27 protein-coding genes are annotated in these 26,569 nt (G+C 62.0%); 17 read left to right on the top strand and 10 right to left on the bottom strand.

Annotated features, from left to right (window positions below; genetic code table 11):
• Positions 1 to 56: 56 nt before the first annotated feature.
• A complete protein-coding gene (locus tag BJQ94_RS11670; RefSeq protein WP_265400352.1) occupies positions 57 to 968 on the top strand; it encodes an NAD(P)-dependent oxidoreductase in 912 nt (303 codons plus the stop codon).
• A complete protein-coding gene (locus BJQ94_RS11665; RefSeq protein ID WP_265400351.1) occupies positions 955 to 1,890 on the top strand; it encodes an amidohydrolase family protein in 936 nt (311 codons plus the stop codon). The genes BJQ94_RS11670 and BJQ94_RS11665 overlap by 14 nt, the downstream gene beginning before the upstream one ends.
• 502 nt (positions 1,891 to 2,392) lie before the next feature.
• Here the strand turns inward: BJQ94_RS11665 and BJQ94_RS11660 are convergent.
• Positions 2,393 to 3,661: a DUF3500 domain-containing protein gene (locus tag BJQ94_RS11660; protein WP_265400350.1), complete on the bottom strand. Its 1,269-nt coding sequence runs from the start codon at positions 3,659 to 3,661 to the stop codon at positions 2,393 to 2,395.
• A gap of 537 nt (positions 3,662 to 4,198) precedes the next feature.
• Complete coding sequence (locus BJQ94_RS11655) at positions 4,199 to 4,570, bottom strand: hypothetical protein (RefSeq protein WP_265400349.1); 372 nt, start codon at positions 4,568 to 4,570, stop codon at positions 4,199 to 4,201.
• A 399-nt stretch (positions 4,571 to 4,969) separates the two neighbouring features.
• On the opposite strand from BJQ94_RS11655, the gene BJQ94_RS11650 reads away from it, so the two are divergent.
• Together BJQ94_RS11650 and BJQ94_RS11645 are read left to right on the top strand one after the other, a co-directional pair.
• Positions 4,970 to 5,311: an ATP-dependent DNA ligase gene (locus tag BJQ94_RS11650; protein WP_265400348.1), complete on the top strand. Its 342-nt coding sequence runs from the start codon at positions 4,970 to 4,972 to the stop codon at positions 5,309 to 5,311.
• A gap of 96 nt (positions 5,312 to 5,407) precedes the next feature.
• Positions 5,408 to 5,677 (top strand): hypothetical protein, encoded by a 270-nt coding sequence (locus BJQ94_RS11645; RefSeq protein WP_265400347.1) that lies wholly within the window; start codon positions 5,408 to 5,410, stop codon positions 5,675 to 5,677.
• Positions 5,678 to 5,762: 85 nt separating this feature from the next.
• Here BJQ94_RS11645 and BJQ94_RS11640 read toward each other — a convergent pair whose 3' ends face one another.
• Positions 5,763 to 5,969, bottom strand: coding sequence for an ANTAR domain-containing protein (locus BJQ94_RS11640; RefSeq protein WP_265400346.1), 207 nt, complete (start codon positions 5,967 to 5,969; stop codon positions 5,763 to 5,765).
• Between the two features lie 879 nt (positions 5,970 to 6,848).
• On the opposite strand from BJQ94_RS11640, the gene BJQ94_RS11635 reads away from it, so the two are divergent.
• Entirely contained in the window at positions 6,849 to 7,058 is a 210-nt protein-coding gene (locus BJQ94_RS11635; RefSeq protein WP_265400345.1) for an ANTAR domain-containing protein, read from the top strand.
• Between the two features lie 1,207 nt (positions 7,059 to 8,265).
• On the opposite strand, the gene BJQ94_RS11630 is transcribed toward BJQ94_RS11635, so the two are convergent.
• Complete coding sequence (locus BJQ94_RS11630) at positions 8,266 to 8,424, bottom strand: hypothetical protein (RefSeq protein ID WP_265400344.1); 159 nt, start codon at positions 8,422 to 8,424, stop codon at positions 8,266 to 8,268.
• Between the two features lie 103 nt (positions 8,425 to 8,527).
• Between BJQ94_RS11630 and BJQ94_RS11625 the strand changes: the two genes are divergently transcribed.
• Genes BJQ94_RS11625 through BJQ94_RS11610 form a run of 4 tightly spaced genes read left to right on the top strand, consistent with a single transcriptional unit; the run spans position 8,528 to position 9,826 of the window.
• Entirely contained in the window at positions 8,528 to 8,737 is a 210-nt protein-coding gene (locus tag BJQ94_RS11625; RefSeq protein WP_265400343.1) for a type II toxin-antitoxin system HicA family toxin, read from the top strand.
• A gap of 8 nt (positions 8,738 to 8,745) precedes the next feature.
• Positions 8,746 to 8,994, top strand: a complete 249-nt coding sequence (locus tag BJQ94_RS11620; RefSeq protein ID WP_265400342.1) for a hypothetical protein — start codon at positions 8,746 to 8,748, stop codon at positions 8,992 to 8,994.
• Positions 8,991 to 9,416 carry a hypothetical protein gene (locus BJQ94_RS11615; protein ID WP_265400341.1) on the top strand — a complete coding sequence of 142 codons (426 nt, stop codon included), beginning with the start codon at positions 8,991 to 8,993 and terminating at the stop codon, positions 9,414 to 9,416. The genes BJQ94_RS11620 and BJQ94_RS11615 overlap by 4 nt, the downstream gene beginning before the upstream one ends.
• A 23-nt stretch (positions 9,417 to 9,439) precedes the next feature.
• The gene (locus tag BJQ94_RS11610) at positions 9,440 to 9,826 is read left to right on the top strand and encodes a hypothetical protein (protein ID WP_265400340.1); all 387 of its coding nucleotides are present in this window, start codon (positions 9,440 to 9,442) and stop codon (positions 9,824 to 9,826) included.
• A gap of 422 nt (positions 9,827 to 10,248) precedes the next feature.
• On the opposite strand, the gene BJQ94_RS11605 is transcribed toward BJQ94_RS11610, so the two are convergent.
• Together BJQ94_RS11605 and BJQ94_RS11600 are read right to left on the bottom strand one after the other, a co-directional pair.
• Positions 10,249 to 10,482 (bottom strand): ATP-binding protein, encoded by a 234-nt coding sequence (locus BJQ94_RS11605; RefSeq protein WP_275875595.1) that lies wholly within the window; start codon positions 10,480 to 10,482, stop codon positions 10,249 to 10,251.
• Positions 10,483 to 10,551: 69 nt separating this feature from the next.
• Positions 10,552 to 11,796: an IS256 family transposase gene (locus BJQ94_RS11600; RefSeq protein WP_275875483.1), complete on the bottom strand. Its 1,245-nt coding sequence runs from the start codon at positions 11,794 to 11,796 to the stop codon at positions 10,552 to 10,554.
• A gap of 550 nt (positions 11,797 to 12,346) precedes the next feature.
• On the opposite strand from BJQ94_RS11600, the gene BJQ94_RS11595 reads away from it, so the two are divergent.
• Positions 12,347 to 14,161, top strand: coding sequence for an amino acid transporter (locus BJQ94_RS11595; protein WP_275875594.1), 1,815 nt, complete (start codon positions 12,347 to 12,349; stop codon positions 14,159 to 14,161).
• 94 nt (positions 14,162 to 14,255) lie between these two features.
• Positions 14,256 to 14,840: a DUF6611 family protein gene (locus tag BJQ94_RS19395; RefSeq protein WP_345893440.1), complete on the top strand. Its 585-nt coding sequence runs from the start codon at positions 14,256 to 14,258 to the stop codon at positions 14,838 to 14,840.
• A 48-nt stretch (positions 14,841 to 14,888) separates the two neighbouring features.
• Here the strand turns inward: BJQ94_RS19395 and BJQ94_RS11585 are convergent, their stop codons facing one another.
• From BJQ94_RS11585 to BJQ94_RS11575, 3 genes are read right to left on the bottom strand one after another with little or no spacing between them, the layout of a single operon-like run.
• On the bottom strand, positions 14,889 to 15,464 hold the full coding sequence (locus tag BJQ94_RS11585; protein WP_275875481.1) for a hypothetical protein: 576 nt from the start codon (positions 15,462 to 15,464) through the stop codon (positions 14,889 to 14,891).
• Positions 15,452 to 16,024 carry a hypothetical protein gene (locus tag BJQ94_RS11580; RefSeq protein ID WP_275875480.1) on the bottom strand — a complete coding sequence of 191 codons (573 nt, stop codon included), beginning with the start codon at positions 16,022 to 16,024 and terminating at the stop codon, positions 15,452 to 15,454. Before BJQ94_RS11580 ends, BJQ94_RS11585 begins: the two co-directional genes overlap by 13 nt.
• Positions 16,025 to 16,064: 40 nt before the next feature.
• Entirely contained in the window at positions 16,065 to 16,649 is a 585-nt protein-coding gene (locus tag BJQ94_RS11575; RefSeq protein WP_275875479.1) for a hypothetical protein, read from the bottom strand.
• Between the two features lie 556 nt (positions 16,650 to 17,205).
• On the opposite strand from BJQ94_RS11575, the gene kdpA reads away from it, so the two are divergent.
• The 6 genes from kdpA (at position 17,206) to BJQ94_RS11545 (ending at position 25,381) form a co-directional block, all read left to right on the top strand.
• Positions 17,206 to 18,879, top strand: coding sequence for a potassium-transporting ATPase subunit KdpA (gene kdpA, locus BJQ94_RS11570; protein WP_265398061.1), 1,674 nt, complete (start codon positions 17,206 to 17,208; stop codon positions 18,877 to 18,879).
• Between the two features lie 2 nt (positions 18,880 to 18,881).
• Positions 18,882 to 21,041, top strand: coding sequence for a potassium-transporting ATPase subunit KdpB (gene kdpB / locus BJQ94_RS11565; RefSeq protein ID WP_265398062.1), 2,160 nt, complete (start codon positions 18,882 to 18,884; stop codon positions 21,039 to 21,041).
• A gap of 33 nt (positions 21,042 to 21,074) precedes the next feature.
• Positions 21,075 to 21,683 (top strand): potassium-transporting ATPase subunit KdpC, encoded by a 609-nt coding sequence (kdpC, locus tag BJQ94_RS11560; RefSeq protein ID WP_110127639.1) that lies wholly within the window; start codon positions 21,075 to 21,077, stop codon positions 21,681 to 21,683.
• A 2-nt stretch (positions 21,684 to 21,685) separates the two neighbouring features.
• The gene (locus tag BJQ94_RS11555; protein WP_265398063.1) at positions 21,686 to 24,244 is read left to right on the top strand and encodes an ATP-binding protein; all 2,559 of its coding nucleotides are present in this window, start codon (positions 21,686 to 21,688) and stop codon (positions 24,242 to 24,244) included.
• On the top strand, positions 24,241 to 24,939 hold the full coding sequence (locus tag BJQ94_RS11550) for a response regulator (protein ID WP_265398064.1): 699 nt from the start codon (positions 24,241 to 24,243) through the stop codon (positions 24,937 to 24,939). Before BJQ94_RS11555 ends, BJQ94_RS11550 begins: the two co-directional genes overlap by 4 nt.
• Before the next feature lie 283 nt (positions 24,940 to 25,222).
• Entirely contained in the window at positions 25,223 to 25,381 is a 159-nt protein-coding gene (locus BJQ94_RS11545; RefSeq protein ID WP_265398065.1) for a hypothetical protein, read from the top strand.
• A gap of 827 nt (positions 25,382 to 26,208) precedes the next feature.
• Here BJQ94_RS11545 and BJQ94_RS11540 read toward each other — a convergent pair.
• The gene (locus BJQ94_RS11540; protein ID WP_265398066.1) at positions 26,209 to 26,466 is read right to left on the bottom strand and encodes a hypothetical protein; all 258 of its coding nucleotides are present in this window, start codon (positions 26,464 to 26,466) and stop codon (positions 26,209 to 26,211) included.
• Between the last annotated feature and the right edge of the window lie 103 nt (positions 26,467 to 26,569).

Below are 26,569 nucleotides of genomic sequence, written 5' to 3'. Positions count from 1 at the left end.
GATTTCATTTCCCGATTACCGGCGGGGTGGGGCCGATTCTTCGATTCGGAGTACCCATGATCCGCCAAACCCTCCCACGCCCGACTGTCTCGCTTGTGGGCCTCGGTCCGATGGGCCGCCCGATGGCCGGAATACTGCTCGCCCGATACGGTCCGGTCATCGTCTGGAACCGGTCCGCCGGGAAGAGCGAGGCACTGGAATCCCGCGGGGCCGTTGTCGCTCTCACGCCGGCCGAGGCGGCGACCGAAGTCACACTCACCGTGCTGCCCGACCTTCCGCAGGTCGAAGGCCTCCTCGCCGGCCCGGACGGGCTCCTCGCGGGCTGGTCGGCCAAGCGCATCAGCGCCCCGGTGCTGGTCGTGCACGGCACCGTGTCACCGATCGCGATCGCCGACTTCGCCCAGCGGATGAAGACTCAGCACGGTGTGCAGGTTGTCGACGCGCCCCTGAGCGGCGGCACCGTCGGCGCCGAGACGGGCACGTTGAGCATCATGATCGGCGGCGAGACCGATGTCGTCGAACGGCTGCGGCCAGTGTTCGCACTTCTCGGCACCACCATCCGCCATCTCGGCCCAAGTGGGTCGGGCGCAATGGCAAAGGCCTGCAACCAGATCGTGGTCGCAGCAACAGTTGCGGCCGTATCCGAATCGATGCTGCTGGCCCGAACAGCGGGACTCGACCTCGACGTCGTGCGGGGGATCCTTCAGGGCGGCCTGGCACACTCCGAGGTTTTGAAGCAGAAGGGTGACAAATGGATCACCGAAGACTTCAGCCCCGGAGGCAGCGCGACGAATCAGCTCAAGGATCTGCGCTTCGTCGCCGAGGCTGCCGAAGCCCTTCACCTGACCTTGCCGACCACGACCGAAGTCACCCGGCTGTTCACCCAAATGGTTGCCGATGGGGACGGCGCACTGGATCACACAGGTGTCTACCTGACCATCGCGAAGGGTCGTAATGAGCGACCTTGAGATCGTCGATGCCCACCACCACCTCACTGACCTCGCTCGGTCCTATCCGTGGCTGGACGGTCCGCTGAGGGCTCGGTACCACGGCAACGATCTGCCATTGCGGCGGTCGTATTCACTCGACGACTATCTCGAGGACGTCGGCGCCTATCGGCTGATCGGCTCCGTACATGTGGAGAACGGCGCAGCTGATCCGTGGGCTGAGGCCACCTGGATAGATTCGCTTCACACCGAGCGCGGACTCCCCAGCGTCCAAGTAGCGCAGGTTTCGCTTCTAGACCTGGACGCACCAGCGCAGCTTGACCGGCTCGCAACTCTCCAGAGTGTGCGAGGCATTCGCGACATCCTGAACTGGCACAACGATCCTTTATATGCACATCGCGACCGTAACGACATCATCACCGATCCCAGGTGGCGGGCTCATTTCGCGCTCCTCCACCAGCACGCAATGAGCTTCGACCTGCAGGTATTCCCCTCTCAGCTGCTCCAAGCCGCGGAACTCGCAGCGGAGTTCCCAGAGACACGCATCATCCTCGACCACGCCGGAATGCCGATCAACCGAGACCTGCAGTCGATCTCCGAATGGCGGCAAGGCATGCGCGCGGTCGCGGCTGAAGCAAACGTATTTGTGAAAATCTCGGCTTTGGGCACCAACGACCACCGGTGGACAATCGAATCCTTAAGGTCGTTCGTGATCGACACCATCGAAATTTTCGGCCCGAAGCGCACGATGTTCGGCAGTAATTTTCCAGTTGACAGCCTCTACTCCGGATTCGACAGGCTGTACGAAGCATTTGAAGAAATCACCTCTGATCTTCCTCGATTGGAACGGCAAGCGCTATTCTCCGACACTGCAATGTCAGCCTACAAATTCGTACCCAGCCGACCTGTTGGTCCCCTTCCGGCCGACAGGGCCTCCGGATGACTTCATCGTCACTTCTCCCAGAGGCCTCGTCGCAGTTGTTAGAAAGTCACAAACCACCCCCCCCTCAGCTGATCGCCTGAGTGCGCACGACTCCCTGCCCAACTAGGCCCGACAGGGGAATCTTTGGATCGACGACAGGAATATGGTTGCTGGGTATGTGGCAGAGCGGCCTGTTCGCAGGCCCGACCTGCCGCGCCTCTACACATCTAGACGACGGAGCAGTGCGGTGAGCAGCTGTGACGCCGTCAATAGTGGTCGGGCGATGGTTCTGTTGTCGTAGTAGGGACGCGTGCACAATGCGGCGAGCAGTGGTGCCTTGATATCTGCAGCATGCTTACCCGGAGCCGAAAGCAGGATCGACGATGCGGATCGCGCGGTGATGAAATTGAATAAGGGCCCGGGCGCGGAGAAGCCTTTAGGGGAATCCCGTCCATTGGCATATACGCGGTTGGCCCGGCTGCTGTGCAGCCGGGCCAATCGTTCTCCGGTTCAGGTCAGATCGCTATCCGTTGGAGGGTGCGCTACTGCCCGAGGGAGGGGTGCCGCCGTCGGCGGGTGCGCCGCCGCCGCTCATGCCGGTGGCCGCCTGTTGGGTGACGCTGTTCGCGTAGTCGTTCGTGGGGTCGCGGTAGATGGTGTGCACGTGGCCCCAGCCTGAGGTTGTTACCCCGTCGACATCTGCCCCAGCGGAGCCCTGTTGTGCTTGGAACGAGATGTACACGTTCGGGCCCGAGATTGAGAACGAGATGCCGTCACCGGTGCTCATGTCGTACGTCGTCTCGCCTGACCAGGCGATGACGGTGGTGTCGAGGGTCGCTTCGATTTCGGCGAGTTCCGTGGCGGTGGTTTCCTCGTCGGCCATGCCGGCCCAGTTGGCGATGAGGTCAAGCAGCAGCTGCTTCTGTTCGTCGGTGAGGTCGGCTCCGGTGAGGCCGGCGCCGGTGGCGAAGTCGCAGGTGTCGCCCGGAGCGCACGTGCTCACGTCGCCCGAGGTGAGGGTAGCCTGCTGCTCGGTGGTGAGGCTGTTGTAGAAGGCGAACGCGTCGGTGTAGATGTCGTCAAAGGGCTGCACCTCGTTGCCGTCGGCGTCGGTATAGGCAGCGGGCTGCACGCCGAGGTGGGTGGGGGCGAAGGTGATGGCGTCTGTGGAGCCGTCGAGGGTGGCGTTGATGCCGAGGTGGTGTCCGCCGAACTGTACTTCGTAGGCACTGGTGTCGGAGGGGTCGCCGAAGAATGCGATGTAATACTGGCCAAGGGAGGTCTCGGTGCTGTTGGAGTTCTCCAGTAGATATTCGTCGCCTCCCATGATGCCGACCACGGTGGCGTAGGCGTCGTCGCTCAGGAGCGATTCGAGCACCGCGAGGGCAGCGGTCTGTTGCTCCTCGGTGAGGTCGGTGAGGTTCAGGCCGGCTCGCTCTACGAACGTCACCGGGAAGTTTGACCAGGACGTGGTCTTCGTCTCGTCGTCGTAGGAGTACAGAACGGCTTCGCGCTGCTCGTCCGTGAGGGTGGCGAGGAAGGCCGCGGCGGCGGCGGTCGTGGCCGAGATGGTCTCGGCGGTCGTAGTACTGTCGGTGGTCGACACCGTCGCTGCATCGGTGATGGCGCTGGAGCTGCTGCTGGTCGAGGACCCGGTCGTGGCCTCCGTTGTCGAAGTGGTGCAGCCAGCGAGGGCGATACCGCCGGCCAGCACCATAGCGGTGATCCAAGTTGCCCGCTTCTTCAGGGTGCGCTCAGAGGCGCGATTCGTGGTCTCATCAATGTTTTGCATGACGATCACGCTAGATAGCTCAGCTGTACATCTCCTATGCCGTTCCTATGAGAATCGGAAGAGTTGGCTAGAGCTACCAAAGAGACCAAACCCATGCTGTTCTGCGCTGGGCAAAGCAGCGGGGGTTGAATGGATGAAGGGCCCGATTAGCTCGCCATTGAGGTCGAGTCTGTCGAGGTGCAGGTTGGGTTCTCGAATCCTGCCCGGTGCCGGTGCCGGTGCCGGGGTCGGTGCCGGGGTCGGCGTCAGATTCTGTTCCGGGATGGGCGCTAACTCGGAGGAGCGCCCGCTGGGCATGCACTTCAGGTGAGTTGGCTAGATCAGGCCATGAGGACCCCGAGCGGCATGGAAGCACTAATCGCTTTCGGGATCATCAGCTTGGCCCTGTGCGGCTGCGCTGGCAAAACCGATCCGCTCCAGTTCAGCAGTCGCTATCCATAACCGACGTACGCGAGAACCGAGGTCAAGATTGTTTCGTAGTAGCTTGCGGCGTCTGGGCCGAACGTAACGGGGACTCTGCGGTCTCCGGGCTGCTCATTACTCGCGGATCGGGACTTTTCCGAGCGGAGTGGTGTCCGTTTTTTGGTGCAGGCGCTCCGCCTGAGCGTGAACTGCGGCGTGCTGCTCAGCTGTACTAATGATGATCGACCAAGGCGAGCCGTCAAGCGCCGAGAGCCTCGGCGCGTTTTGCCAAACGTACAGCCACAGATCGTGCATGACCTCGTCTACCCCGGCCGGCGATTGTGAATGATGAGTGCAGATCGCAAACGTTGTGACACACAAGTGATCGTAAATGAGCCCGAACGCGACCTGACTACCTGAAGCCATGCTGAGCATCAGCTTCTGCTGATCAGATACCTCGGACGCCGCCATCACCCCGCGCCCACTTTGGTTGGCATCAGTGAACACTCTCTGCACATAGAATCTCCGCTGCTGGAAATGCCTGGGCTGACGACGGTCAGAGGATGCTCTTGACCGGCTGATCTACACCTGGTACCCGTTGAGGTCTCATGAACATAACACTCTCCGCCGGCGCAGTCTCGTCCCACTTTCAGATGAGATCACACCGCACCGTCCGGGCTGCCGGGCAGATCATAGAAAGAGCACTGGCTTGTCCGTCTACAGTCTCGAATACTTCGAGCGCCTTGCACACGAGCCGGTAGACGATCGGCTATCGGACGCTAAGGCTCGGGGAGTTATGTCGCCGTAACGCATGTACGTACAAACAGCGGCAGCGCAACCCCCTTCCTGAGGCTGTGTCACTGGGGGTATGGTTCTGCAAAAGTTGCTTGGGGGGAGGAGAAGTCTTTGGGAACCTTCACATACGGTTCGAGGCAGGTTATTCATGTCGACGATTGGACGCTCGCTCACCTCCAGGTCGCTATCGGGGTCAAGCTTCATCTGAAAGAGAGTTTCCATCTTTCCTGGACGAATGACCATGAGGGCGACGGTGGCCGTGGCGCGGTCTGGATTTCCCCCGGTGTGGCGCTCGTGTACACGTTTTCCGATAGCCCGTGGCCTTCCCTGAATTCGAAGTGGGTCGAAGCATTGGTGCAATCCGCGAATACTCCTGAAGGCATGACGGTCCTGTTAGAACCGCGCCCGCTCGTCTTGCACTCAACCAGCCAACGGCAGGGCATCTGGACCTAATTCGCGTACGCCGGACCTAATAGAGCCAACGACAGCCGAAGCAGCCGTTAGGCGAGCCGCCCAACGAGCACGCTTTGAAGATGCCATGCTCTCTCCATGAGTAATGACTATCCCCGAACAATGCAGTTCAGCTTTCCTGGGTTTGCGGAGTTGGATGTGGTTGTGACCCGCAATTCCGCGCTGAATGGGAACTCTGGGAGTTCTTCGGTGCGTTTCGACGTGGGGGCAGGCAACATTTGGTTGGGTGAGAAGATTCGAGATTTCGACTCGGCTAGAGAATTTACGATTCAGCTTTCCGGGGAAGGCGAGCACAGAAACCTCGCTCAGGCTTTTCGGGCAGCGGCCGATGAACTGGATAGGGCGTAGGGCCCTTAGTTGTTCGGAGACTTCCTCGCTGGGCTGAAGGAAGAGAGCACCTGTCTGTGGTGCCCGCCGATAGGCGGTTGAGCGCTTAGGTGAACGCGATCTTGTAGGCGAGGATATCGGCCGCTACTTGATCTACAGAGGCATCCGTCGATTCCGCATACCCGATCAGGCGGCCTAGCGCCTCGTTGGGGGAGGCATTGGTTTGCGCCACGATAACGCCGGTCGCTTGATGCACCTGAGGGTTATCCCAACTGGGAGATTTTTCGAACTGTTTTTGGGCCTCATCGGTCACGGTGTGTCTGCTTTCTGCCCCACTTGGTTGTGAGGCCCGACTCTAGTCTTAGACGTCACCCGAAAAGAGGTCAAGGAAACCGCGAAGTATCACCAGGCAGGCATGAAGGTCCTGTCAGAACCGCGCCCGCTCGTCCTGCACTCAGCCTGCTACCGGCAGAATATCTGCTTGAAAAGCGGACGCCGGCCCACAGAGTAAGCCACGCGGCAGTGGCCGCGGAACCATCCTCTAGGGGACGAATAGGGCGGCTTGGAGGTCTGTGCAGGCGCGCAGAAGCCGCCGACCTCCAAGCCTTTCTCGACACCAGCGAAACGTATTCCGGTCCGGGAGAACGCCGAGCGGCAGCAGTGGATCGCTCTCACGCGAGGACCGACCGCGAAGCGTCCGCCGCGGATCGAGCCGAACTCGCCCAGCAGGAAAACAACCAAGGCACCGACGACTCGTCGTCCTAAGCGGAACGACCGCACCGCGCTAGAAGTTAACGACGCCCATCTGTGGGTGGGTGTCGCTTAGTAATGTTCGAAGAACCGGTATATGTTCGATATCTCCTCGTCGGTGATGACCGGCGGGTACGCTTCCTACTCTCTCATCTGTTCTTCGGTGCGGCCGATGATGCCAGCCTGCACCCGTTGAGATTCCCGATCAGAATTCCCACCTCCAGGCGTAGGAAAGGAAGCAGCCAGGTCTGTTAACGCTTTGTGACCGGACGCGTTGATTTACCTTGATGATGCTCGAGAGGCTTCGCCCGGGAACGAGTGCACACCGTCATTCCAGCCGTTCCCTGAGTTTATCTCGGATATCTACTTGACCTGCTCAAGTGTTCATTCGAGAATGGGGCCGCCCCCGGTTCTCATCCGGGGAAGTCGAGATTGGGAAGACATGGCTGTCAAGATCAGTGAGGGCATTCGGACTGCCGCCAGCTGGCATAATCCTCAGGTGCACCAGGCGACTGGGATGATCATCGCGCAGACCAACGTGAGTGCTGATGAGGCGCTCTGCCGGTTGGTCGCCCAGGCGGCCGCCACCGAATCCACAGTCGATCAAGTCGCCGCGGAAGTGCTAGCCGGCAAAAGACTCCCATTGCCTTAACACCCTAAGAACTAGATACAACCCTTCGTTTAGTGGCCTACGAAGGGTTCTCTCCAACGGGCAATGAGCCGGTCAAGCTCAGCAAGAGCTCGACGCACGCAATTTTGAGTCGTTGGCATGCCGCAGCACACGAAATCCAGGGGCTGTAGAGCTGTGCCATCCGTTCGCACGTTACCGAAGACTCAGCACAGGCCTCGATGCAGGCATCCAGTATCGCAATGGCTGCGGCTCGGTGGCCACTTGTCGTCCAAGACAGCACTTTGACTGCAACATTCCCGATCTCGACGCAGTCCAGGTTGGCGAGAAAACAGGCCGTGCTTTCTCCGTCGCCGTGAACGGCCACGCACCTATCGGCGCAGTCGTCACTGACAACGACAAGGGCGAAATATGCCTCTTCGCAGGTCCGAATTTGTTGACGGAACAGAGCGCCACTCATGTCAGCGTCACACATGAAGACAACCTATTCCCGGAAACATGACCACGGTAGGTTGACCGACATTGCAACTTGGACGCCCTTCGCCGAGACGGGGCGTGGGCGTGGAGCGCGCGGGATAGGGTCTGGGCATTGTCGAGTGTTACCAATCGCGTGGGGTGAACCCGTTGGTGTATCGAACTAATGAGGCATCGAGATGGGCCGGTTGACGTATAACTCAAACCTGAAGGTCTACTTCGATGACCGAACCATATCTCATATTCAGGCCGTCATCGCAAGAAGATTTGAGCGCCATGACAGGTTTTATCTGTCGTGGAAGGACAATTTGCAGGGGGCGCGGGCCGGAACGTGATCTGGATACATCCGGGCGCTTCGTTGTATTACACATTCACCAACAGCCGGAAGGCGACTCTCAATTTCGAGTGGCTTGAAGCGCTGGCCCGCACCGCAGACACACCCGACGGCATGACTATCGTTCCCGAAGCACACTCAACCCAAGGTCCCAGCACCAGCTGCCAAATACATTCGATTCCCCTAGCGCCCCGCGTGCGGTGTGCCAGGTCCTAGTTCATCGCCTCATCATCTGCCACCAGCGGGCTCGGTCGAAAGCTAGACCAGGCGCACCAGCTTGCACGACGGGCACCGCCAGAACGGGTTGGCCGGCGACCCCGCGTCCAGCATCGGGACTGGGCATCGCTCGCAGTTCGGGGGAGCGCCCAGGGAGTCCGGTTCCATGCTGGCACCATAGCCGGGCGTTAATTTGGATGTGGCCTGTTAGGCGGCGGTGTTTCGAAGTTCTCTCGCGGGTTCATGGAAGTCCACCGGGGTGTTGTTGAGGACGCGGGTGATCATCTTTTCGAAGAAGGTTGCCGGAGCGATGTCGTGCGGAGATTCGTCAAGGAGGATCCCCACGACTGGGATGCGCGCGATCACGGCCTCGATGTTCGCTACCGACGACGACGAGGGCGACCAGCACCACCGCTAAACATCTAGTCCCCCCTTGACATTGCACACTAGGGGGGACTAGACTAGTATTATGACGAAGCCGCAGAAATACCGGGACGTGACGAAGTTCCTTCGCTCGCAGGGCTGGTTTTTCCTCCGGCCCGGCAAGGGTGGCCACCAGATTTGGGCCTCCGAGGACGAAACTCAGACCATCACCATCCCGGGTCACAAGGAACTGTCAGCGGGAGTTGTGCGACAGATCACCGACGTATTCTCGAACACCCCCCAGAACTGGAAGTAGGACAGGCCATGGCCACCGAGCAGCGAAAGCCGTTCCCCGTCGTGTTGGACCTCACCGAGGACCGCGCATATAGCGTTCTCACGCTCGCCCTCAGCGGCTACGCCGAAGTCGCCCGCGCAGACGCCGCCGACGAGGAGCAGAACGAGCAGCCAAATCAGTTCCGAGTAGACGATTTGAACGAGATAGCTGTGACGGCGGAGAGCCTGCTAGAAGACGTAGAACGACAGTTGATCGAAGCAGGAAAGGCAATCTCATGAGCACGACAACGACGACGCGAACCCTAACGGGACGCGCCTACCGAGACGGCAAATGGTGGACCATCGAAATCCCCGAACTCACCTCACCATCACCCCGAGGGGGAGACACACGCATCACGGCGATCGGGCAGGCACGCAGCGTCAAAGACATTGACGCCGCCGCCCGCGACATTGCCGCAGTGTGGCTCGACGTGGACGAGAACCAAATCGAGGTTCAGGTGACAGTAGAAATTCCGCCGCACGCTGCCGAGCTGTGGACGCTCGCGAAGAAGAACGAGGAAGACGCCCGGGCCGCCGTCGCGGAAGCGGCCAGGCTCAACCGCGAAGCAGTTAAGGCCCTCACCGCAGACGGCCTCAGCCAGGCCGACACCGCCCGGATTCTCGGCCTCTCACCGCAGCGCATTAGCCAGCTCACCCACTAGAACCCCAACGACCAGGAGACTCAATGGCAGTGAACGAAGAAGGTCGACAGCCCGAAATCGCTAACGAGCTGGCCGAGGCCGCCCGAACGCTCGCGCACTCGACGCGCACAGTTCCGCGCCCCTCAGATTCCTACGAGCTGCTGGGAGCGCTGGCCGATGCCCAGGCGGCGTTAGGCCAGGTTTATGCGCAGTTGGATGCGTGGCACTGTGCCGCGGTAGACGGCAGGCACTACGACGGTGAGGACGAGCGCGGTATCCCAGGACAACCCGCCGCAGGGACTACTGGGACAGTATCGGTCTCGCTCCGGACCGCCACGGCAAAGGCTATGGCAACAGCGAATTTACTCCTCAAGGCCCATAACACTAACGGTGTTGTGCGCTGGTTCGATGAAGTGAAAGAGACGGTTTAGGTCCAGCTCGCGAAGGGGGAGAAGTGAAAGCCACGGAGCCGGAACGGTTCTGGTCCCACGTCGTCAAAGGACCCACCGCCGATGACTGCTGGATATGGACGGGCGCAATTGCCAATGACGGCTACGGCCGCTTCTGGACCAAAGACGGCGACGGCCAAAAGGTCATACGGCCCCAACGTTTTGCCTGCCAGCTCGCGACCGGAACGGCGCTCCCGTCATCGGTTCTACTGCTGCACTCATGCGACGTGCCTATCTGTGTGCACGCCGCCACAGACACGGCAGAGTCCCACCTATCCGAGTGAGTATTTGACCCCTTGAGCGCCACCAGTTATTGCGGTTGAGCGCCACTGAATATTGGGCTTCAGCGCCACTGAGTATTGCCGGTGAGCGCCAGCGGTTCAGCTCGCGCTCACCGGCGTGGGTCACGCCGCGTTGTCCGCGGTGTGTTCGCGCTTGTTGGTGCCGCCGGTCTCGATCCAGATCGTGCGGTGCACGATGCGGTCCATGATTGCGTCGGCGTGAACGCCGGAGCCCAGGCGCTGATGCCAGTCCTTCTTGGCGTACTGGGTGCAGAACACGGTCAAGGTGGTGTCGTAGCGGCGCTCCAGGAGTTCGAGGAGCATGCTGCGGGTGTTGTCGTCCGGCTGGTCGAGCAGCCATTCATCGAGGTCACGTCCCGCTGAGTGGTGGAGTTTCTCAACACCGTGCGGGTCAGTTGTTCTAGCTTAGGCGGCGGCGAGTTCGGGGAGGATCACCGCCTCGTCGATGACCTCGATGGGGTTGGTCATGGTGCCCAGCTTGAGCATGGATGACTCGGAGAAGTAGCGGCGTTCGCCGGCTTCCCACTCGTCGTGTTGCTCGATCAGGACCGACCCGGCCAGGCGCAGCAGGGCTGCGGCGTTGGGGAACACGCCGACGACGTCGGTGCGGCGTTTGATCTCTTTGTTCACCCGTTCGAGCGGGTTGGTGGACCAGATTTGGCGCCAGTGCCGTCTGGGGAACGCGGCGAAGGCGAGCAGGTCGGGTTGCGCGTCGACGAGCATCGCCGCGACCTTCGGGTGCGACCGGGCGAGCATCGTGGTGACCTCGCGGAACTGCTTCTCGATGTGTTCACGGTCGGGCTGGGCGAAGATGGTGCGGATGATCGAGGCGACCATGTCCTGCGATCCTTTCGGGATTACCGCGAGGACGTTGCGCATGAAATGCACCCGGCAGCGCTGCCAGCCGGCGCCTTGGAACACGGTCCCGATGGCCTTCTTCAGGCCGGTGTGAGCGTCAGACATGACTAGCTTGACCCCGTCGAGGCCGCGGGTCTTCAGCGACCGCAGGAACGACGTCCAGAAGCCCTCGTTCTCGCTGTCGCCCACGTCGAAACCCAGGACTTCCCGGCGCCCGTCGACGGCAACGCCGACGGCGACGACGATGGCCTGGGACACGATCCGGTGCCCGACCCGGGCCTTGTAGTAGGTCGCATCGAGGAACACGTAGGGGAAGTTCTGCGCGGCGAGGGTGCGGTCGCGGAACTCGGCGACCTCGGTGTCCAGGCCGGCGCAGATCCGGGACACTTCGGACTTGGAGATCCCGGTATCAGCGCCGAGGGCTTTGACCAGGTCGTCGACTTTCCGGGTTGAGACGCCGTGGACGTAGGCCTCCATCACGACCGCGAACAACGCCTGATCGACCCGGCGGCGCCGTTCCAGTAGGGCGGGGAAGAATGACCCGGCGCGGAGCTTGGGGATCTTCAGGTCGAGGTCACCGGCGGTCGTCGACAGGGTCCTGGACCGGGCGCCGTTGCGGTGGGTGGTGCGGTCCCCGGAGCGCTCGAACGGGGCTGCGCCGATGAACGCGGTCGCTTCGGCATCGATGAGTTCTTGGTAGAGCTTTTCGGTCGCGACGCGGATTCGGTCGGTGACGTCGGTGAGTTTGAGTTCTCCCAGCAGGTCGAGCAGGGCAGACTGGTCTAGAGCCATCGTGTGGTGTCCTTTGTGAGTTCTTTGATCGGTACTCACTGACCATCCCACGGTGGCTCTTCACGTTGACGAAGCAACGCTCAAGAGCCGGAAACCACACCACTCACAGGGACGTAACCGGGTCCGGCCGTGCAGCACCAACGATTACGGGTGTTGCCTGCTACGTGGATACAGGCGTCGAGCGAGACGAAATTCAACTCCTCAACGGGCCTCAATACGAACCACCAGTGCTCATCCGCTGAGCTGCATCATGGGGACAATGCGTTGTGAACGCCAAGGCAGGAGATGCTGAGTGCCATCTGGAAATGGTACGAAGATGCGGGCCGTCTGACCGCCGCGATGTGCCTCTGTATCTTTCCGGCGCCGGGGCAGTTTTGCGACCCGTCTCCCGGCTGTGTCTCGTGTGGCGTAATGTGTGCCCGTGAATAAACCACGTGCTTCCGCCACGAATCTCAAAGCTTGGCTGTTGCAGGACAGTGGCGACCGGCAGGGCACCCGTGTGGGTCCCCACGCTGCCACGGTCGAAAGAACACACTCCTGGTGGCGGGTGATGTGCCTAACAGGTGTCGACTATTTTTCCACCCTGGGATATCAGCCGGCTATTGCGGCCCTCGCGGCAGGGCTGCTGTCACCTATTGCGACGATCGTATTGGTGATCTTGACCTTGTTGGGGGCGTTACCCGTGTATCGCCGGGTCGCTGAAGAGAGTTTTCGCGGTTCTGGCTCGATCCAGATGCTGGAAAAGCTGCTGCCGTGGTGGTCCGGCAAGATCTTCGTGCTGGTACTGCTCGGATTCGCCGCCACCGACTTCATGATCACCATCACCTTGTCGGCAGCGGATGCCACGGCGCACGCTATCGAGAATCCGTTCGCGCCATCCTGGTTGCACGGCCAAGAGGTGCTCGTCACCCTGTTTCTGGTCACACTGCTGGGCATCGTGTTCCTCCGCGGCTTCAAGGAGGCCATCGGCATTGCTGTGGTGCTGGTCGCGGTCTACCTCTTCCTTAACCTGATCGTGATCGTGGTATCGATCGGGCACGTCGCCTCGAACGCGGTGCTGATCACTGATTGGTGGGCGGCACTGACCGTGCAACACGGCAATCCACTTGTCATGGTGGGCATTGCTCTTCTCGTGTTCCCGAAGCTGGCGTTGGGATTGTCTGGCTTCGAGACAGGCGTAGCCGTAATGCCCCAGGTGAAGGGTGGTGCCTCTGACACGGCGGACAACCCGGCGGGCCGGATCCGTGGCACGAAGAGGCTGCTCACCACGGCCGCGCTGATCATGAGCGGATTCCTTATCACCTCGAGTATCGTCACGACCTTGCTGATTCCGCAGGAGGCTTTCCAGCCCGGCGGGCCAGCCAATGGCCGCGCGTTGGCGTACCTCGCCCACGAATACCTAGGGAACGCCTTCGGGTCCGTGTATGACATCAGCACCATTTGCATTCTTTGGTTCGCGGGCGCGTCAGCGATGGCTGGGCTGCTCAACCTCGTCCCGCGGTATCTGCCGCGCTATGGCATGGCCCCGCAATGGGCCCGTGCCGTGCGTCCACTTGTGTTGGTTTTCGTTGCAATAGCCTTCGTCATCACGATCGCCTTCCAGGCCAGCGTCGACGCCCAGGGCGGAGCGTATGCGACGGGGGTTTTGGTGCTGATGACGTCCGCGTCCGTTGCGGTGACGCTCTCTGCACGCCGAAAGCAGCAGCGCTGGCCGACTCTCGGCTTCGCAGCTATCGCGGTGATCCTGGTCTACACGACCGTTGTCAATATTGTTGAACGCCCTGACGGTGTGCGCATTGCCGGCCTTTTCATCGTGGGCATTATGGTTATTTCGCTGGTATCTCGGGTGCGGCGTTCCTTTGAACTGCGGGCAACATCGGTCATTTTGGACCCGTCCGCACTCGACTTCGTCACCGGGGACGCCGAAGACTACGACGTAATCCGAATCATCTCGCACGAGCCAGACGACGACACCGAGGTCGAATATCGTAACAAGAGCCGGGACGAACGCCGGTTCGGCAATATCCCGCCCGGTTCGCCGATCATCTTCCTCGAAGTACTTCCCTCCGACTCCTCTGATTTTGAAGAGGACCTGGTCGTGCGCGGGGTGGCGAAACACGGGTATCGAGTTCTGCAGGTCACCAGCGGCAACGTTCCGAACACGATCGCCGCTGTGCTGCTGGAGATCCGCGATCAGACCGGCCTGATCCCAGAGATCTATTTCGAATGGACCCAGGGCAACCCGCTCGCCAATATGTTCAAGTTCCTGTTCACCGGCCTCGGAGAAATTGCGCCCGTGACCCGAGAGGTGCTTCGCGAATCCGAGCCCAACGCTAAACGACGACCACACGTTCACGTCAGCTGAAGCCGTCACACCCCTGCGGCGTGAACTCGCGGCGTAGGGAAAGCGTATAAAGCATCGGATCCTGCGCATGCGTTCCGTATAGATCCTCCAAACGGTGAGGCGCCGGGAGGACGCTGGTGAGGTGAATAGTGCGCGAACGAGCAGTTCGGGAATCTTGCTCAACCAATGGCTCTCCACGGTCGTTGATGGGCGGTGCCGGTGGGGAAGTTACACCGTCGCGGTCGGACGGTACGGCAGCGTCGGTTACCGGCTTGTCGTGTACCCGCCGGGAATATCGGTGCAGCAACGACGCCGAGTTCGACTCTGTCGCGGCTGGACGATCCTGGGGCTCGTGGGCGTGCTGGGCGTGTTCGTAGCGATGGCGGAGGGTGGCGCCTCGAGACTGGTCATCGTGATCGGCTGCGTCGCGTTTTATGCTCTCGGGGCTGTCGTCGTGGCCCGTGCTGCAGGTCCGGTGCGGAAACAGGTCCTTGAGCTGACGGCGGCCAGATCCACCCTCGTGCCCGACACCTGTCACACCGGCGAGTGCAGATACCTGGCCTCGTTGGCCGCGACTTTGGCGGCCGCGGACCAGGCGCTGCAGCTAGGCCGGTCCACGCCGGCGGAACACGAGATGGTCTGGTCGGCTGTCTACTCAGACGCCGAGGAACACCTGGACGCGGCGCGGACCGCCGCGTAGCCGCCAGCTCCGCCAGCTCCGGGAGGAAGGGAGCTGGCGGCTGTGGAATCAGCAGTATGCGGCGGCCGCCGAGAGCTGAATTGGTTGTTCAGCGACGTCCCGCCACGGTAATGCCAGATAGGGGTCGAGCGGGCCAAGCGAGGCGCGCTGATCGATGCGTTCCGCGAGCAGCCCGGGTTGGGCGCAGTCGGCGACCAGCAGCACCGTCACGGTCACATAGGCCCCGCAGACCCGTTCCAAGTGAGCGTGAACGTATGCGGCAAACCCGTCAGCGATGCCGAGCACCGCTCTCTCACGCAGGTGCGTGGGCTCCGCAACGACGAAGATGACGTGTTTGAGGTGGGGTAGCCACTCGCACAGTCGCTGGCTCGACAGCAGCTCTCGTCGAAGCCGTGACTTCAGCCCGCGGGAGGTGAGTGCGGCGTCCGCGCTGGCATCGACCCCCGTCGCCACCGCCCTGATCGCCCGGCGCCGAAAGGGCCGCCCCGGTTGAGCCGGGGTCGCGAGCACGGTCGGCAGCCGTGACAAAGGGCGAAGAGCAGCCATCGGGTCGCCCCGGAGGACGATCGTCGGCGCGGAGAGCGGCGGGATCTCCAACTCGGCGCTGAGGTTTATTTCAAGCACGCGCGGGTGAACGGAAGATCGTCCGGTTCGTCTGGCCACTCGTCTACGTGGTGACCCGGGTACCTGCTGTGTCGACGGATGTCGCTGAGAGGGATGGCTCCTTCGCACGGTATGGCGATCAGATCACCGACAACCACATCGGCCGGCAGCCAAACCCACTGCATGTCATCCACAGGCCGGGGCCGGAGCTGCATGCGCTTGAGGTGAGCGACGCTGCGGCGGCCGACAATGCGGGCTGCCGACAGATTGGGGCGGCAGTGGTCCAGCTCGGCGTCGACCCACACGACCAGGCGCCGGTGTGAATCGGTGAAGCCGGTCTCCTCCACCCGGGTCAACAGAACGGTGATGAATCGTTCCGGCGTGGCGGCGTGCCGCTCCCCGGCGTCGGGAGCCGCGCCGATTCGTACCGCGGGAGTGCGGTCGTGGCTGGCGCGCACCAGGGAGACCCCGTTGATGATGAGGTCATCCATGGTGTGGACGGTGCCCTCCGGCCAGGAGCCGATGTCGGCAGGTCGATGCGTCAGGGGTGTCCGGGCCAGGATGCTGGACATGAGAGTCATGAGTGCTCCTCCGTGGGATTGCGATGGTGTGTGGGATTGGTCATGCGAGCTGCGCCAGCCAGGTGAACTCGGCGGCGCTGTCTTCGCGGGTGTCTATCGTGTCGGTCAGCACCGTTGGTCGGGCACGGATGTCCCGGAGTGCGACGACACCGGTGCAGGGGATGGCGAGCAGGTCGCCTTCCCGGAGATCGTCGGGCAGTTCCATCACGCCGCGGCCGATGCTCGGTGTTTCGTGGGATTCGCCGGAGAGCAGAATCGCCGCGGTGCTCTTCACCGTGGACGCTCGCCCGATGAGTCGGGTCTCTCGCCACGTGGCGTTGACCGTGTCCAGGCATGCGTCGATGAGCACAACGCGGGCCGCATCGAAGTTCTTCAAGACCGCGGTGACGCGCACAACCACCACTGCGGCATCCCGATAGGGCGACCTGCGCCCGTGCGTGCCGGGGATGACAGCGGCCGCTGTGTGCACACACGGTGTCTGGCACACCTCGACGAGTCGGATCATCGAGACACCGCACACGATGACGTCGGTCGTGGTGACTTGAGAGGACTCCGGCCACGCATCGATCCGGAGAGGGTCGGCAATTGAGCGCCGGAGGGAGGGCATGATCGCGGTGAGAGTCATGAGCGCGAGCCCGTGCCACGGTTGCTCGGTTTGAGGGGCTCCGATGTGCGGCTGTCAGGTGTTGTCATGGTTCAGTCCTACTGGCCCGGCGACGGGAAACCCCGCTCCCTAACGGAACGCATGCGGGTACAGCCCTGAATCGAACGGAACCGATACGGAGGCGGCCCGGCATACCGATGACGCACGAATCAGGGTGCTGGGCGAGGCCAATCAGCCTGGCAAGAGGAGGGGTGTAGGGATCCCGTTAGGTTCGGGCGATTCACCGTTTGGATTCCGTTAGGGCTGGGATTTCGCCGTGACCGGGGGTGTCTAATCGGATGTCGTGCCGCTGCGGCATCCATGTCCCGCTTTCGGGTCGTGTGGTCCTTCTCCAGATGGAGTTACTTGTGCTTGACATTGTTTACGTTCTCGGCGTCATTGCCGTGTTCGCGCTTGTCGGCGTCATTGGCTGGGGGGTCGAGAAGCTGTGATCTTCTTTGACCTGCTTGCCGCGGCGTTGGCTATTGCCGCTGTGGTGTACCTCGTGGTCGCCCTCGTGAAACCGGAGCGATTCTAAATGGACGTATTCTTCGCGATCCTCCAGGTAGCGACCCTGGTACTCATCCTGGCCCTGCTCTATCGTCCCCTGGGCGACTACATGGCCCACATCTACACCTCCAAAAAAGACCTGAAGGCCGAGCGAGGCTTCTACCGGATCATCGGGGTAGATTCCAGCGTCGAGCAAACCTGGAAGTCTTACCTGCGGGGCGTTCTTGCGTTCTCGGTCGTCGGGCTGTTGTTCGTCTACCTCCTGCAACGCTTCCAAGCGGTACTCCCTTACTCTCTGGGACTGCCCGCCGTCCCGGAAGGGCTCTCCTTCAACACGGCGGCGTCGTTCGTGGCGAACACGAACTGGCAGTCGTACTCGCCCGACGTCACCATGGGTTACACCGTCCAGATCGCCGGCCTCGCCGTACAGAACTTCGTTTCCGCCGCCGTGGGAATCGCGATCGCTATCGCGCTCGTGCGCGGTTTCACCCGGCGCGAGTCGGCCACCATCGGTAACTTCTGGGTCGATCTGACCCGGGGGATCTTGCGGTTGCTTCTTCCCCTCTCGGTGGTTGGTGCAGTGGTGCTGATCGCGAGCGGAGTGATCCAGAACTTCAACGGCTTCACCGAGATCACGACCCTCAGCGGCGGCGTGCAGAACCTGCCCGGTGGCCCGGTTGCCTCCCAGGAAGTGATCAAGAACCTCGGGACCAACGGTGGTGGATTCTTCAACGCCAACGCGGCCCACCCGTTTGAAAACCCGAACGCCTGGACGAGCCTATTCCAGAACGTGCTGATGCTGATGATTCCCTTCTCTCTCCCACGCACCTTCGGGCGCATGGTTGGCAACCACAAACAGGGTTACGCCATCCTCGCTGTGATGGGTAGCATCTTCGTCGCCTCGCTCACCTTCCTCACCCTGTTCGAGCTCAACGGTGCCGGCACGGCGCCGCAGCTTGCGGGAGGAGCTATGGAGGGCAAGGAGCAACGCTTCGGGATCTTCGCCTCGACACTGTTCGGTTCAACGAGCACCTTGACGTCCACCGGCGCGGTCAACTCCATGCATGACTCGTACACCGCCCTGGGTGGCATGATGCCCATGATCAACATGATGCTCGGCGAGGTCGCCCCCGGCGGCGTCGGATCGGGCCTGTACGGAATGTTGGTCTTGGCGATCATCGCGGTCTTTGTTGGCGGTTTGCTGGTCGGACGGACACCCGAGTACCTCGGCAAGAAGATCGGCCCGAAGGAAATCAAACTCGCCAGCCTCTACATTCTGGTCACTCCCACGATCGTCCTGCTGGGTACCGCGCTGAGCTTCGCGATCCCCGCGATCCGCGCTGACGTCGAATCCACATCGATCTGGAACCCCGGTATTCACGGCCTCTCTGAAGTGTTGTACGCATTCACCTCGGCAGCAAACAACAACGGTTCGGCCTTCGCCGGACTCACCGCGAACACTCCCTGGTTCAATACCGCGTTGGGTGTTGCCATGTTGCTCGGCAGGTTCATTCCGATTGTGTTGGTCCTTGCGTTGGCAGGATCCCTTGCCGCTCAAGACAAAGTGCCGGCCACGGCGGGAACACTGCCCACCCACCGTCCGCAGTTCGTCGGTCTCCTCGTCGGCGTGACTGTCGTCATCACTGCTCTCACATATTTCCCCGTACTCGCGCTGGGTCCCCTAGCGGAAGGGCTGCAGTAACCATGTCCACCACCACAACACCCACGATGGCGCCGGAAACACCCGGCGCCCCCACCGCCCCTCGATCACAGAGCGCATTCAGCGCCGAGCAACTGATCGCCGCCATACCCGGAGCCTTCAGAAAGCTCGATCCTCGCCAAATGTGGCGCAACCCCGTCATGTTCATCGTCGAGGTAGGCGCAGCGTTCACCACGGTCCTCGCTATCGCCGAACCATTCATGGGCGGCCCGGAATCCTCGGGGGGCTCCTCCGTACCGGCATCCTTCACCTGGGGCATCGCCGTCTGGCTGTGGCTGACCGTGCTCTTCGCCAACCTGGCCGAGTCCGTCGCCGAGGGCCGTGGAAAGGCCCAGGCAGACAGCCTGCGCAAGACCCGCACCAGCACCACCGCTCACACGGTCACTGGGTACAGCCCCGATGGTGACCCCGCCGCAACGACCACACCGACCCGGGAAGTGTCCTCCGCGGACCTGCAGCTCGGTGACGTCGTCGTCGTCACGGCCGGTGATCTGATTCCGGGTGATGGCGACATTATCTGGGGAATCGCCTCGGTGGACGAGTCGGCCATCACCGGTGAATCCGCTCCGGTGGTTCGTGAATCCGGTGGTGACCGCAGCGCGGTGACCGGCGGAACCCGGGTGCTGTCCGACCGCATCGTGGTGAAGATCACCAGCAAGCCTGGTGAGACGTTTGTGGACAGGATGATCGGCCTCGTCGAGGGTGCGTCACGCCAGAAGACCCCCAACGAGATCGCGTTGAACATTCTCCTGGCCAGCCTCACGATCATCTTCGTCATCGTCACGCTGACCCTGAACCCGATCGCGTCATATTCTGCGGCGACGGTCAGCCTGCCGGTCCTAGTTGCGCTCTTGGTCTGCCTGATCCCCACCACCATCGGGGCGTTGCTCTCAGCTATCGGCATCGCCGGTATGGACCGGCTTGTGCAGCACAATGTGCTGGCGATGTCCGGGCGCGCGGTTGAAGCCGCAGGCGACGTCACGACGCTGCTGCTGGATAAGACGGGAACCATCACCTATGGAAATCGTCGCGCGTCCGAATTCGTCACCCTTGAGGGTGTCCATTCAGACGAGCTCATTCGCACGGCTGCTCTCTCGTCGCTGGCTGACCCGACACCGGAAGGTAAGTCGGTGGTCGACCTGGCAGGCGTGGAAGGTATCCACGTGGGCGAATTCGCGCCCGGCGACATCGTCCCTTTCACCGCCCAGACTCGGATGAGCGGACTCGATCAGCCAGACGGCACCCAGATCCGCAAGGGCGCCGGCTCCGCCGTTATCGCCTGGATCGAACAGGACGGACGGGTGGCTAGCTCTGTTCTGGCTGATCTGGATGAGCAGGTGGAGCGCATCGCCAACAGCGGTGGCACTCCGCTCGTCGTCGCCGTGAAGACCGCGACGGGTGAAGGTCGTCTCCTCGGTGTTGTGCACCTCAAGGACATCGTCAAGGAAGGCCTGAAGGAGCGCTTCGCCGAGATGCGTGCCATGGGCATCCGTACGGTGATGATCACCGGCGACAACCCGCTAACAGCCAAGGCGATCGCAGCCGAAGCCGGGGTGGACGACTTCCTGGCCGAGGCCACCCCGGAGGACAAGCTCGCTCTGATCCGCCGCGAGCAGCAGGGCGGCAACCTTGTCGCCATGACCGGCGACGGCACCAACGACGCCCCAGCGCTTGCGCAGGCGGATGTCGGAGTGGCCATGAACACGGGCACCTCGGCCGCGAAAGAGGCGGGCAACATGGTCGACCTGGACTCGGACCCGAGCAAGCTGATCGACATCGTGCGGATCGGCAAGCAGCTGTTGATCACTCGCGGCGCGCTCACCACCTTCTCCATCGCCAACGACATTGCGAAATACTTCGCAATCATCCCGGCGATGTTCATGGGAGTGTTCCCCGGCTTGGCCGTGCTCAACATCATGGGGCTGCATTCCCCGTCGTCGGCGGTCCTGTCGGCGATCATCTTCAACGCCATCGTCATCGTCGTCCTTATCCCGTTGGCTCTGCGTGGGGTGAAGTACCGTCCGCTGAGCGCATCGAAGATCCTCAGCCGCAACCTGCTCGTTTACGGCGTCGGCGGCGTGATCGCGCCCTTCATCGGAATCAAGCTGATCGACCTCATCGTCGGTCTGCTCCCCGGCTTCTAACCCCGTGCTCCACATCAGAAAGAAGATCTCATCATGAGCGCACCACGCTCGGGCATCGCGCACTACTGGGTCGCCCTCCGCGCCATGCTCGTCCTCACTGTCGGCCTCGGCGTGGCCTACCCACTCGTCATCACCGGTATCGGCCAGCTTGCACTGCCCGCTCAGGCGAACGGCTCAACCGAAACCGTGGACGGCGAAGTCGTCGGATCTGCCCTCATCGGGCAGTCCTTCTCCGACGCCGACGGCAACCCGCTGCCGGAATGGTTCCAACCGCGCCCCTCAGCCGCTGGCGACGGATACGACGCCGGCGCGTCCAGCGGATCCAACTACGGCCCGGAGAACACGGACCTGATCGCTGCGATCGAGGAGCGTAAAGCGCAGATCGCAGAGTTCAACGGCGTCGACCCCGACGAAATCCCCGCGGATGCCCTCACTGCATCGGCGTCCGGATTGGACCCACACATCAGCCCGGAGTACGCACTGCTCCAGGTCGACCGTATCGCGGCCACCCGGGATCTCCCCGTGGACGATGTGCGGGCGCTGGTCGAGGCTCACGTCCAGTCCCGAGACCTGGGCTATCTCGGCGAGCCGACGGTGAACGTACTCCAGCTGAACATTGCACTCGAAGCCCTGCAGGCCTAACGATGAAACGAGGGCGGTTACGAGTGCTGCTCGGCGCCGCCCCCGGCGTCGGCAAAACCTACACCATGCTCGAGGAAGGCAAGCGACTCCTCGGTGAAGGCCAGGATGTGGTGGTCGCGGTCGTGGAAACCCACGGCCGCGCCGCCACGGCCGCCATGGCCGACGGCCTCGAGGTCATCCCACGCTCCACGATCCTGCACCGCGGCGTCGAATTGACCGAGATGGACCTCGCCGCGGTCATCCTGAGGAGACCCACCATCGCCTTAGTCGACGAGCTCGCGCACACGAATGCACCTGGCTCCACGCACAACAAACGGTGGCAGGACGTAGAAACCCTGCTGGCTGCGGGAATTGACGTGATGTCGACCGTCAACATCCAGCACATCGAATCACTCAACGACGTCGTGCAGCAAATCACCGGTGCGCCGCAACGTGAAACCGTTCCAGACGAAGTACTCCGCGCTGCCGACCAGATCGAAGTGGTGGACCTCGCGCCGCAAGCGTTGCGTGCACGCTTGGCCGACGGCCGGGTCTACCCAGCCGAACGCATCGACGCGGCCCTGTCTAATTACTTCCGATTGGGCAACCTCACCGCCCTGCGAGAACTTGCCTTGCTCTGGCTGGCGGACGAGGTCGATACCGCGTTGAAGTCCTATCGTGCCGAACACGGAATCGACAGCAAATGGGAGGCCCGAGAGCGAGTCGTCATCGCCCTCACCGGTGGTCCGGAGGGAGAAACCCTCATCCGGCGCGGCGCCCGGATCGCCGCACGTTCCGCCGGCGGGGAGCTCCTCGCGGTGCATGTCACCAGCCAGGACGGGCTTAGATCGACGCACCCGGGGGCGCTGGGCCAGCAGCGAACCCTCGTGGAGACCCTCGGCGGAACCTACCACCAGGTCATCGGCGACGACATCCCGCACTCCCTGGTCGAATTCGCCAAGGGCGCCAATGCCACACAACTCGTGATCGGCGTCAGCCGGAGAAGCCGCCTGATGGCCGCGCTTACCGGTCCTGGAATCGGTTCCACCGTGATTCGCGAATCCGGCAACATCGATGTACACATCGTCACGCACGCCGCAGCCGGAGGCCGGTTCGCGCTGCCTCGACTTGCCGGGGCTGTCACGATGAAGAGACGCATTTTGGGTTTCGTCCTTGCCCTGCTCGGCGGTCCACTCGTGACCTGGCTACTCGCGTCGTTCCGAAGCCCGGAATCCATCACAAGCGATGTTCTCACCTACCAGCTCCTGGTCGTACTCGTCGCTCTGATCGGCGGGATCTGGCCGGCCCTCTTTGCGGCTTTCCTCTCGGGCCTCACTCTTGATTTCTTCTTCGTCGAACCGATCCACACCATCACTGTCGATGAGCCACTGCACCTCTTAGCGCTCGTGCTGTATGTGCTCAACGCAGCCCTGGTCAGTTACGTTGTCGATCAAGCCGCCCGCCGCACCCGAGCCGCGAAACGCTCGGCAGCAGAGTCCGAACTGCTCGCTACCATCTCCGGAAGCGTACTTCGGGGTCAAAGCGCTCTGCAGGCGTTGATCAGTCGCACGCGGGAAGCGTTCAACCTCACGGAAGTCCGCCTGATCGCACAGGGTCAGATTCTCGTCAGAGACGGAGAACCCACCCAGGCCGCACACGTCACCACGGTGCCGGTGGGGGTCCGTGCCAGCCTCGAACTCCACGGGGGAGACTTGCAGGCATCGGAACGACGGCTGCTTGCGGTGATCGCCGCCCAAATCGACGCCGCCATGGAGCATTCCGCTCTCACCGCGACCGCAAACGAGATCGGGCCCCTGGCCGAAACCGACAGGGTGCGAAGCGCACTCCTCACAGCCGTCAGCCACGACCTCCGCCGGCCACTCGCCGCGGCCACCGCCGCGATCAGCGGACTACGCTCGACCGAAGTCACCTGGTCCGCAAGCGATCGTGACGAACTCATCGCCACTGCAGATGAGAGCCTGCAAACCCTCGCCGCACTCGTGACCAACCTCCTCGACGTGAGCAGAGTCCAAGCCGGCGTTCTCGGAGTCTCTCTCGACGCCATAGACGCAGAGGACGTGATCCTCCCGTCGCTGGACGAACTGAAACTCGGCCCCCAAGCTATCGAGCTTGACCTCGACCCGGACCTTCCCACTCTTGTCGCCGATCACGGACTGCTTCAACGAGTAGTGGTGAATCTCCTCGCGAATGCCTCCCGCTTCGCTCCGCCCGGCACCCGAGTGCGTATCTCGACCAGTAGCTTCGGTGGCACCGTCGAAATCCGCGTCATCGACCATGGCCCCGGCATCTCTCCCGAACGGCGCGACGACATCTTCGTCCCTTTCCAACGACTCGGCGACACGGATAACCTCACGGGGCTCGGCCTGGGGCTCGCCCTGTCCAAGGGGTTCACCGAAGGGATGGGAGGCACCCTCGAAGCCGAGACCACACCCGGCGGCGGACTGACGATGGTTATATCCCTGCCCGAGGCACGTCCTCAACGCGACCAGTCAACAGCAGGAGAGAACTACGCTGGCACCCAGGCTGAACGCGCTGGGACTGTAGACCAGGAGACCGCATGAAGATCCTCATCGCCGACGATGACCCACAGATACTCCGCGCATTACGAATTACCCTCGGCGCGCGCGGCTACGAAATCATTACAGCAGTCAACGGCACGGAAGCACTCAACTCAGCCATCGCGCATCGTCCCGACATCTTCATGCTCGACCTCGGCATGCCTGAACTCGACGGGATCCAAGTTATCCAAGCGCTCCGCGGCTGGACTCTCGCCCCCATCCTGGTTGTATCCGGACGAACCGGCGCCGCAGAGAAAGTCGAAGCCCTAGACGCCGGCGCAGACGACTACGTCACCAAACCGTTTTCAATCGACGAACTCCTCGCTCGCATTCGCGCCTTGACCAGACGGGTCCCGAACGAGGAAACTGCGCCGACAGTCCGATTCGCCGATATCGCCATCGACCTTGCCGCCAAAAGCGTCACAAGGAACGCCCCAACGGGGACTGAACTCGTCCGGCTGACGCCCACAGAATGGCAGGTCCTCGAAGTGCTTGTCAGGAACGCCGGGAAACTTGTCACCCGCCAGAGTCTCCTCACCGATATTTGGGGATCAGAGCACATCAGCGACACGGGCTATCTCCGGCTATATATCGCTCAACTACGCAAAAAGATCGAACCCGACCCGAGTCGGCCGCGCTACCTGCTCACTGAATCGGGAATGGGGTACCGGTTTCTTCCCGACCGCGACTCAAGTTAGAGGAAGGTAGGGCGACCGGCGCGCGACAGCAATGAAGCCGATTTGCTATCAAGACACCTCGGGATCTCCGACGTGGTCGCCGAGGACCGCCTCAGTGAACGGGACAGCTTCCAGCGCGGTAGCTAGGAGGGCTGCATCGCCGGGTGGTGACCGCAGAGCATTACATTCAGCGGACTGGCGCCGCGGATCAGTTCCGGGCGGATGATGAACACCGCACATCACGTCCGCCCGTCCTTACCCAGAGCAACGACATAGACTAATCGTCCGTTCGAGAGGGAGAACCATGAAGATCAACGACGCTGCTGATGGCGAATACACCGATTCCGAGGCAGCGGCCGGCACGCCGGAAATTGGCGACGACGCCACACAGGCAGAGGGCGAGTACACCGACAGCGATACTCCTAACGGAAACCCTCCGGCAATGGACTCCACCTCACTCTGACCCCAGGTCGCGCTTTGCCGAGGGTAGCGCGAGCGCTTAGTGATCACCGGCTCAACCTTTGGTGGACATAGCCATAAGTATTGGCGTCCAAAGGGGTAGGTGACGACAGCGCCCTGGGGAGGAGCGCAGATCCACACAGCGGTGATCGTCGCATCGTCAATGTATTAGGTCGAGGGTACGTCCGGAGCCGATGTAGGTCAGCTCCCCGGCAGTGCCGGAATCAGTCGGCGGCGTGACCAGAAACGAACCAGATACCTCGCTGCGTGACCAGAATGAGCCCGTATACGTCCGTGCCAGCGCGTACACTAGATCCATGAAAACCGCGGAAATCCGCGGGATTCCGCCCCAGTTGCGGGGGAGTGGCACGGCCGAGACGCCTATCATTTGTTCTTGGTTCGAGTCCAGGTACCCCAGCAGTAACAAAACCCCCGGTGATTCGGGGGTTTTTCGTTTAACTTCTATCGCTTGTTCATGGCCGAATCACAGCGCACTCGGGGGGAACAAACCCCGGAACTGCACTGAACGCTCAGACGGTGGAGCCGCTTGCGGAGCTGGGCATTGGTGTCGGCGAGGAGCACCAGAAGGCCATCACCCCGCTGCTAGTAGCCGGCGTAGACATTGTCGTCGTGCTGGGGTGCGAGGCGCAGGTTGATGACGTGACGGGGACGAAAGTCGAGACGTGGATCACTGATGAACCGTCCAAGCGCGGTTGGGAGAAATCGGGTGGTCGCCCGGATCACGGCGGGCCCTTCTCGGGCGCCAGAGGGACGATCCGCCCAGCGCCCGGTGGGGGCTACAAGTCACGGATCGCCAACAGGCCGGCGCGTTTAGCGCGACTTCTCCATGGTTGAACTGAGTTCCTCGTAGGTCGCTGTGTCGATTTCGCCTCTGGCCAGCCGACGCTTCAGGATGTCGGCTGGAGTATCGATCCTCGCCTCCGGCGTCGCTACTGGGGCAGATGGTTGTCTGGGTTGGGTGACCATTCCGACGACCATCCACACGATAGCGACGATCAGCGTCACCGAAAGCAGGACCATCAGGATCCAACCCGCCCCGCCCATGCCGCCTGCATAATTTCCCATCATCAAATTTCCTTTCGTCTGGCGCCAGCGGCGCTCTGACGTCGAGTCTTCTGCCCCCGAATATGGAACTTTCGAAGGAACTGTGAAGTTTCCATGTGGTTTCTTC

The organism is Cryobacterium sp. SO2 (assembly GCF_026151165.2).
In the GTDB taxonomy this organism is placed as follows: Bacteria; Actinomycetota; Actinomycetes; order Actinomycetales; family Microbacteriaceae; genus Cryobacterium.
Note: the sequence above shows the minus strand (reverse complement) of the source record. Positions and strands in the feature narration are given on the sequence as shown.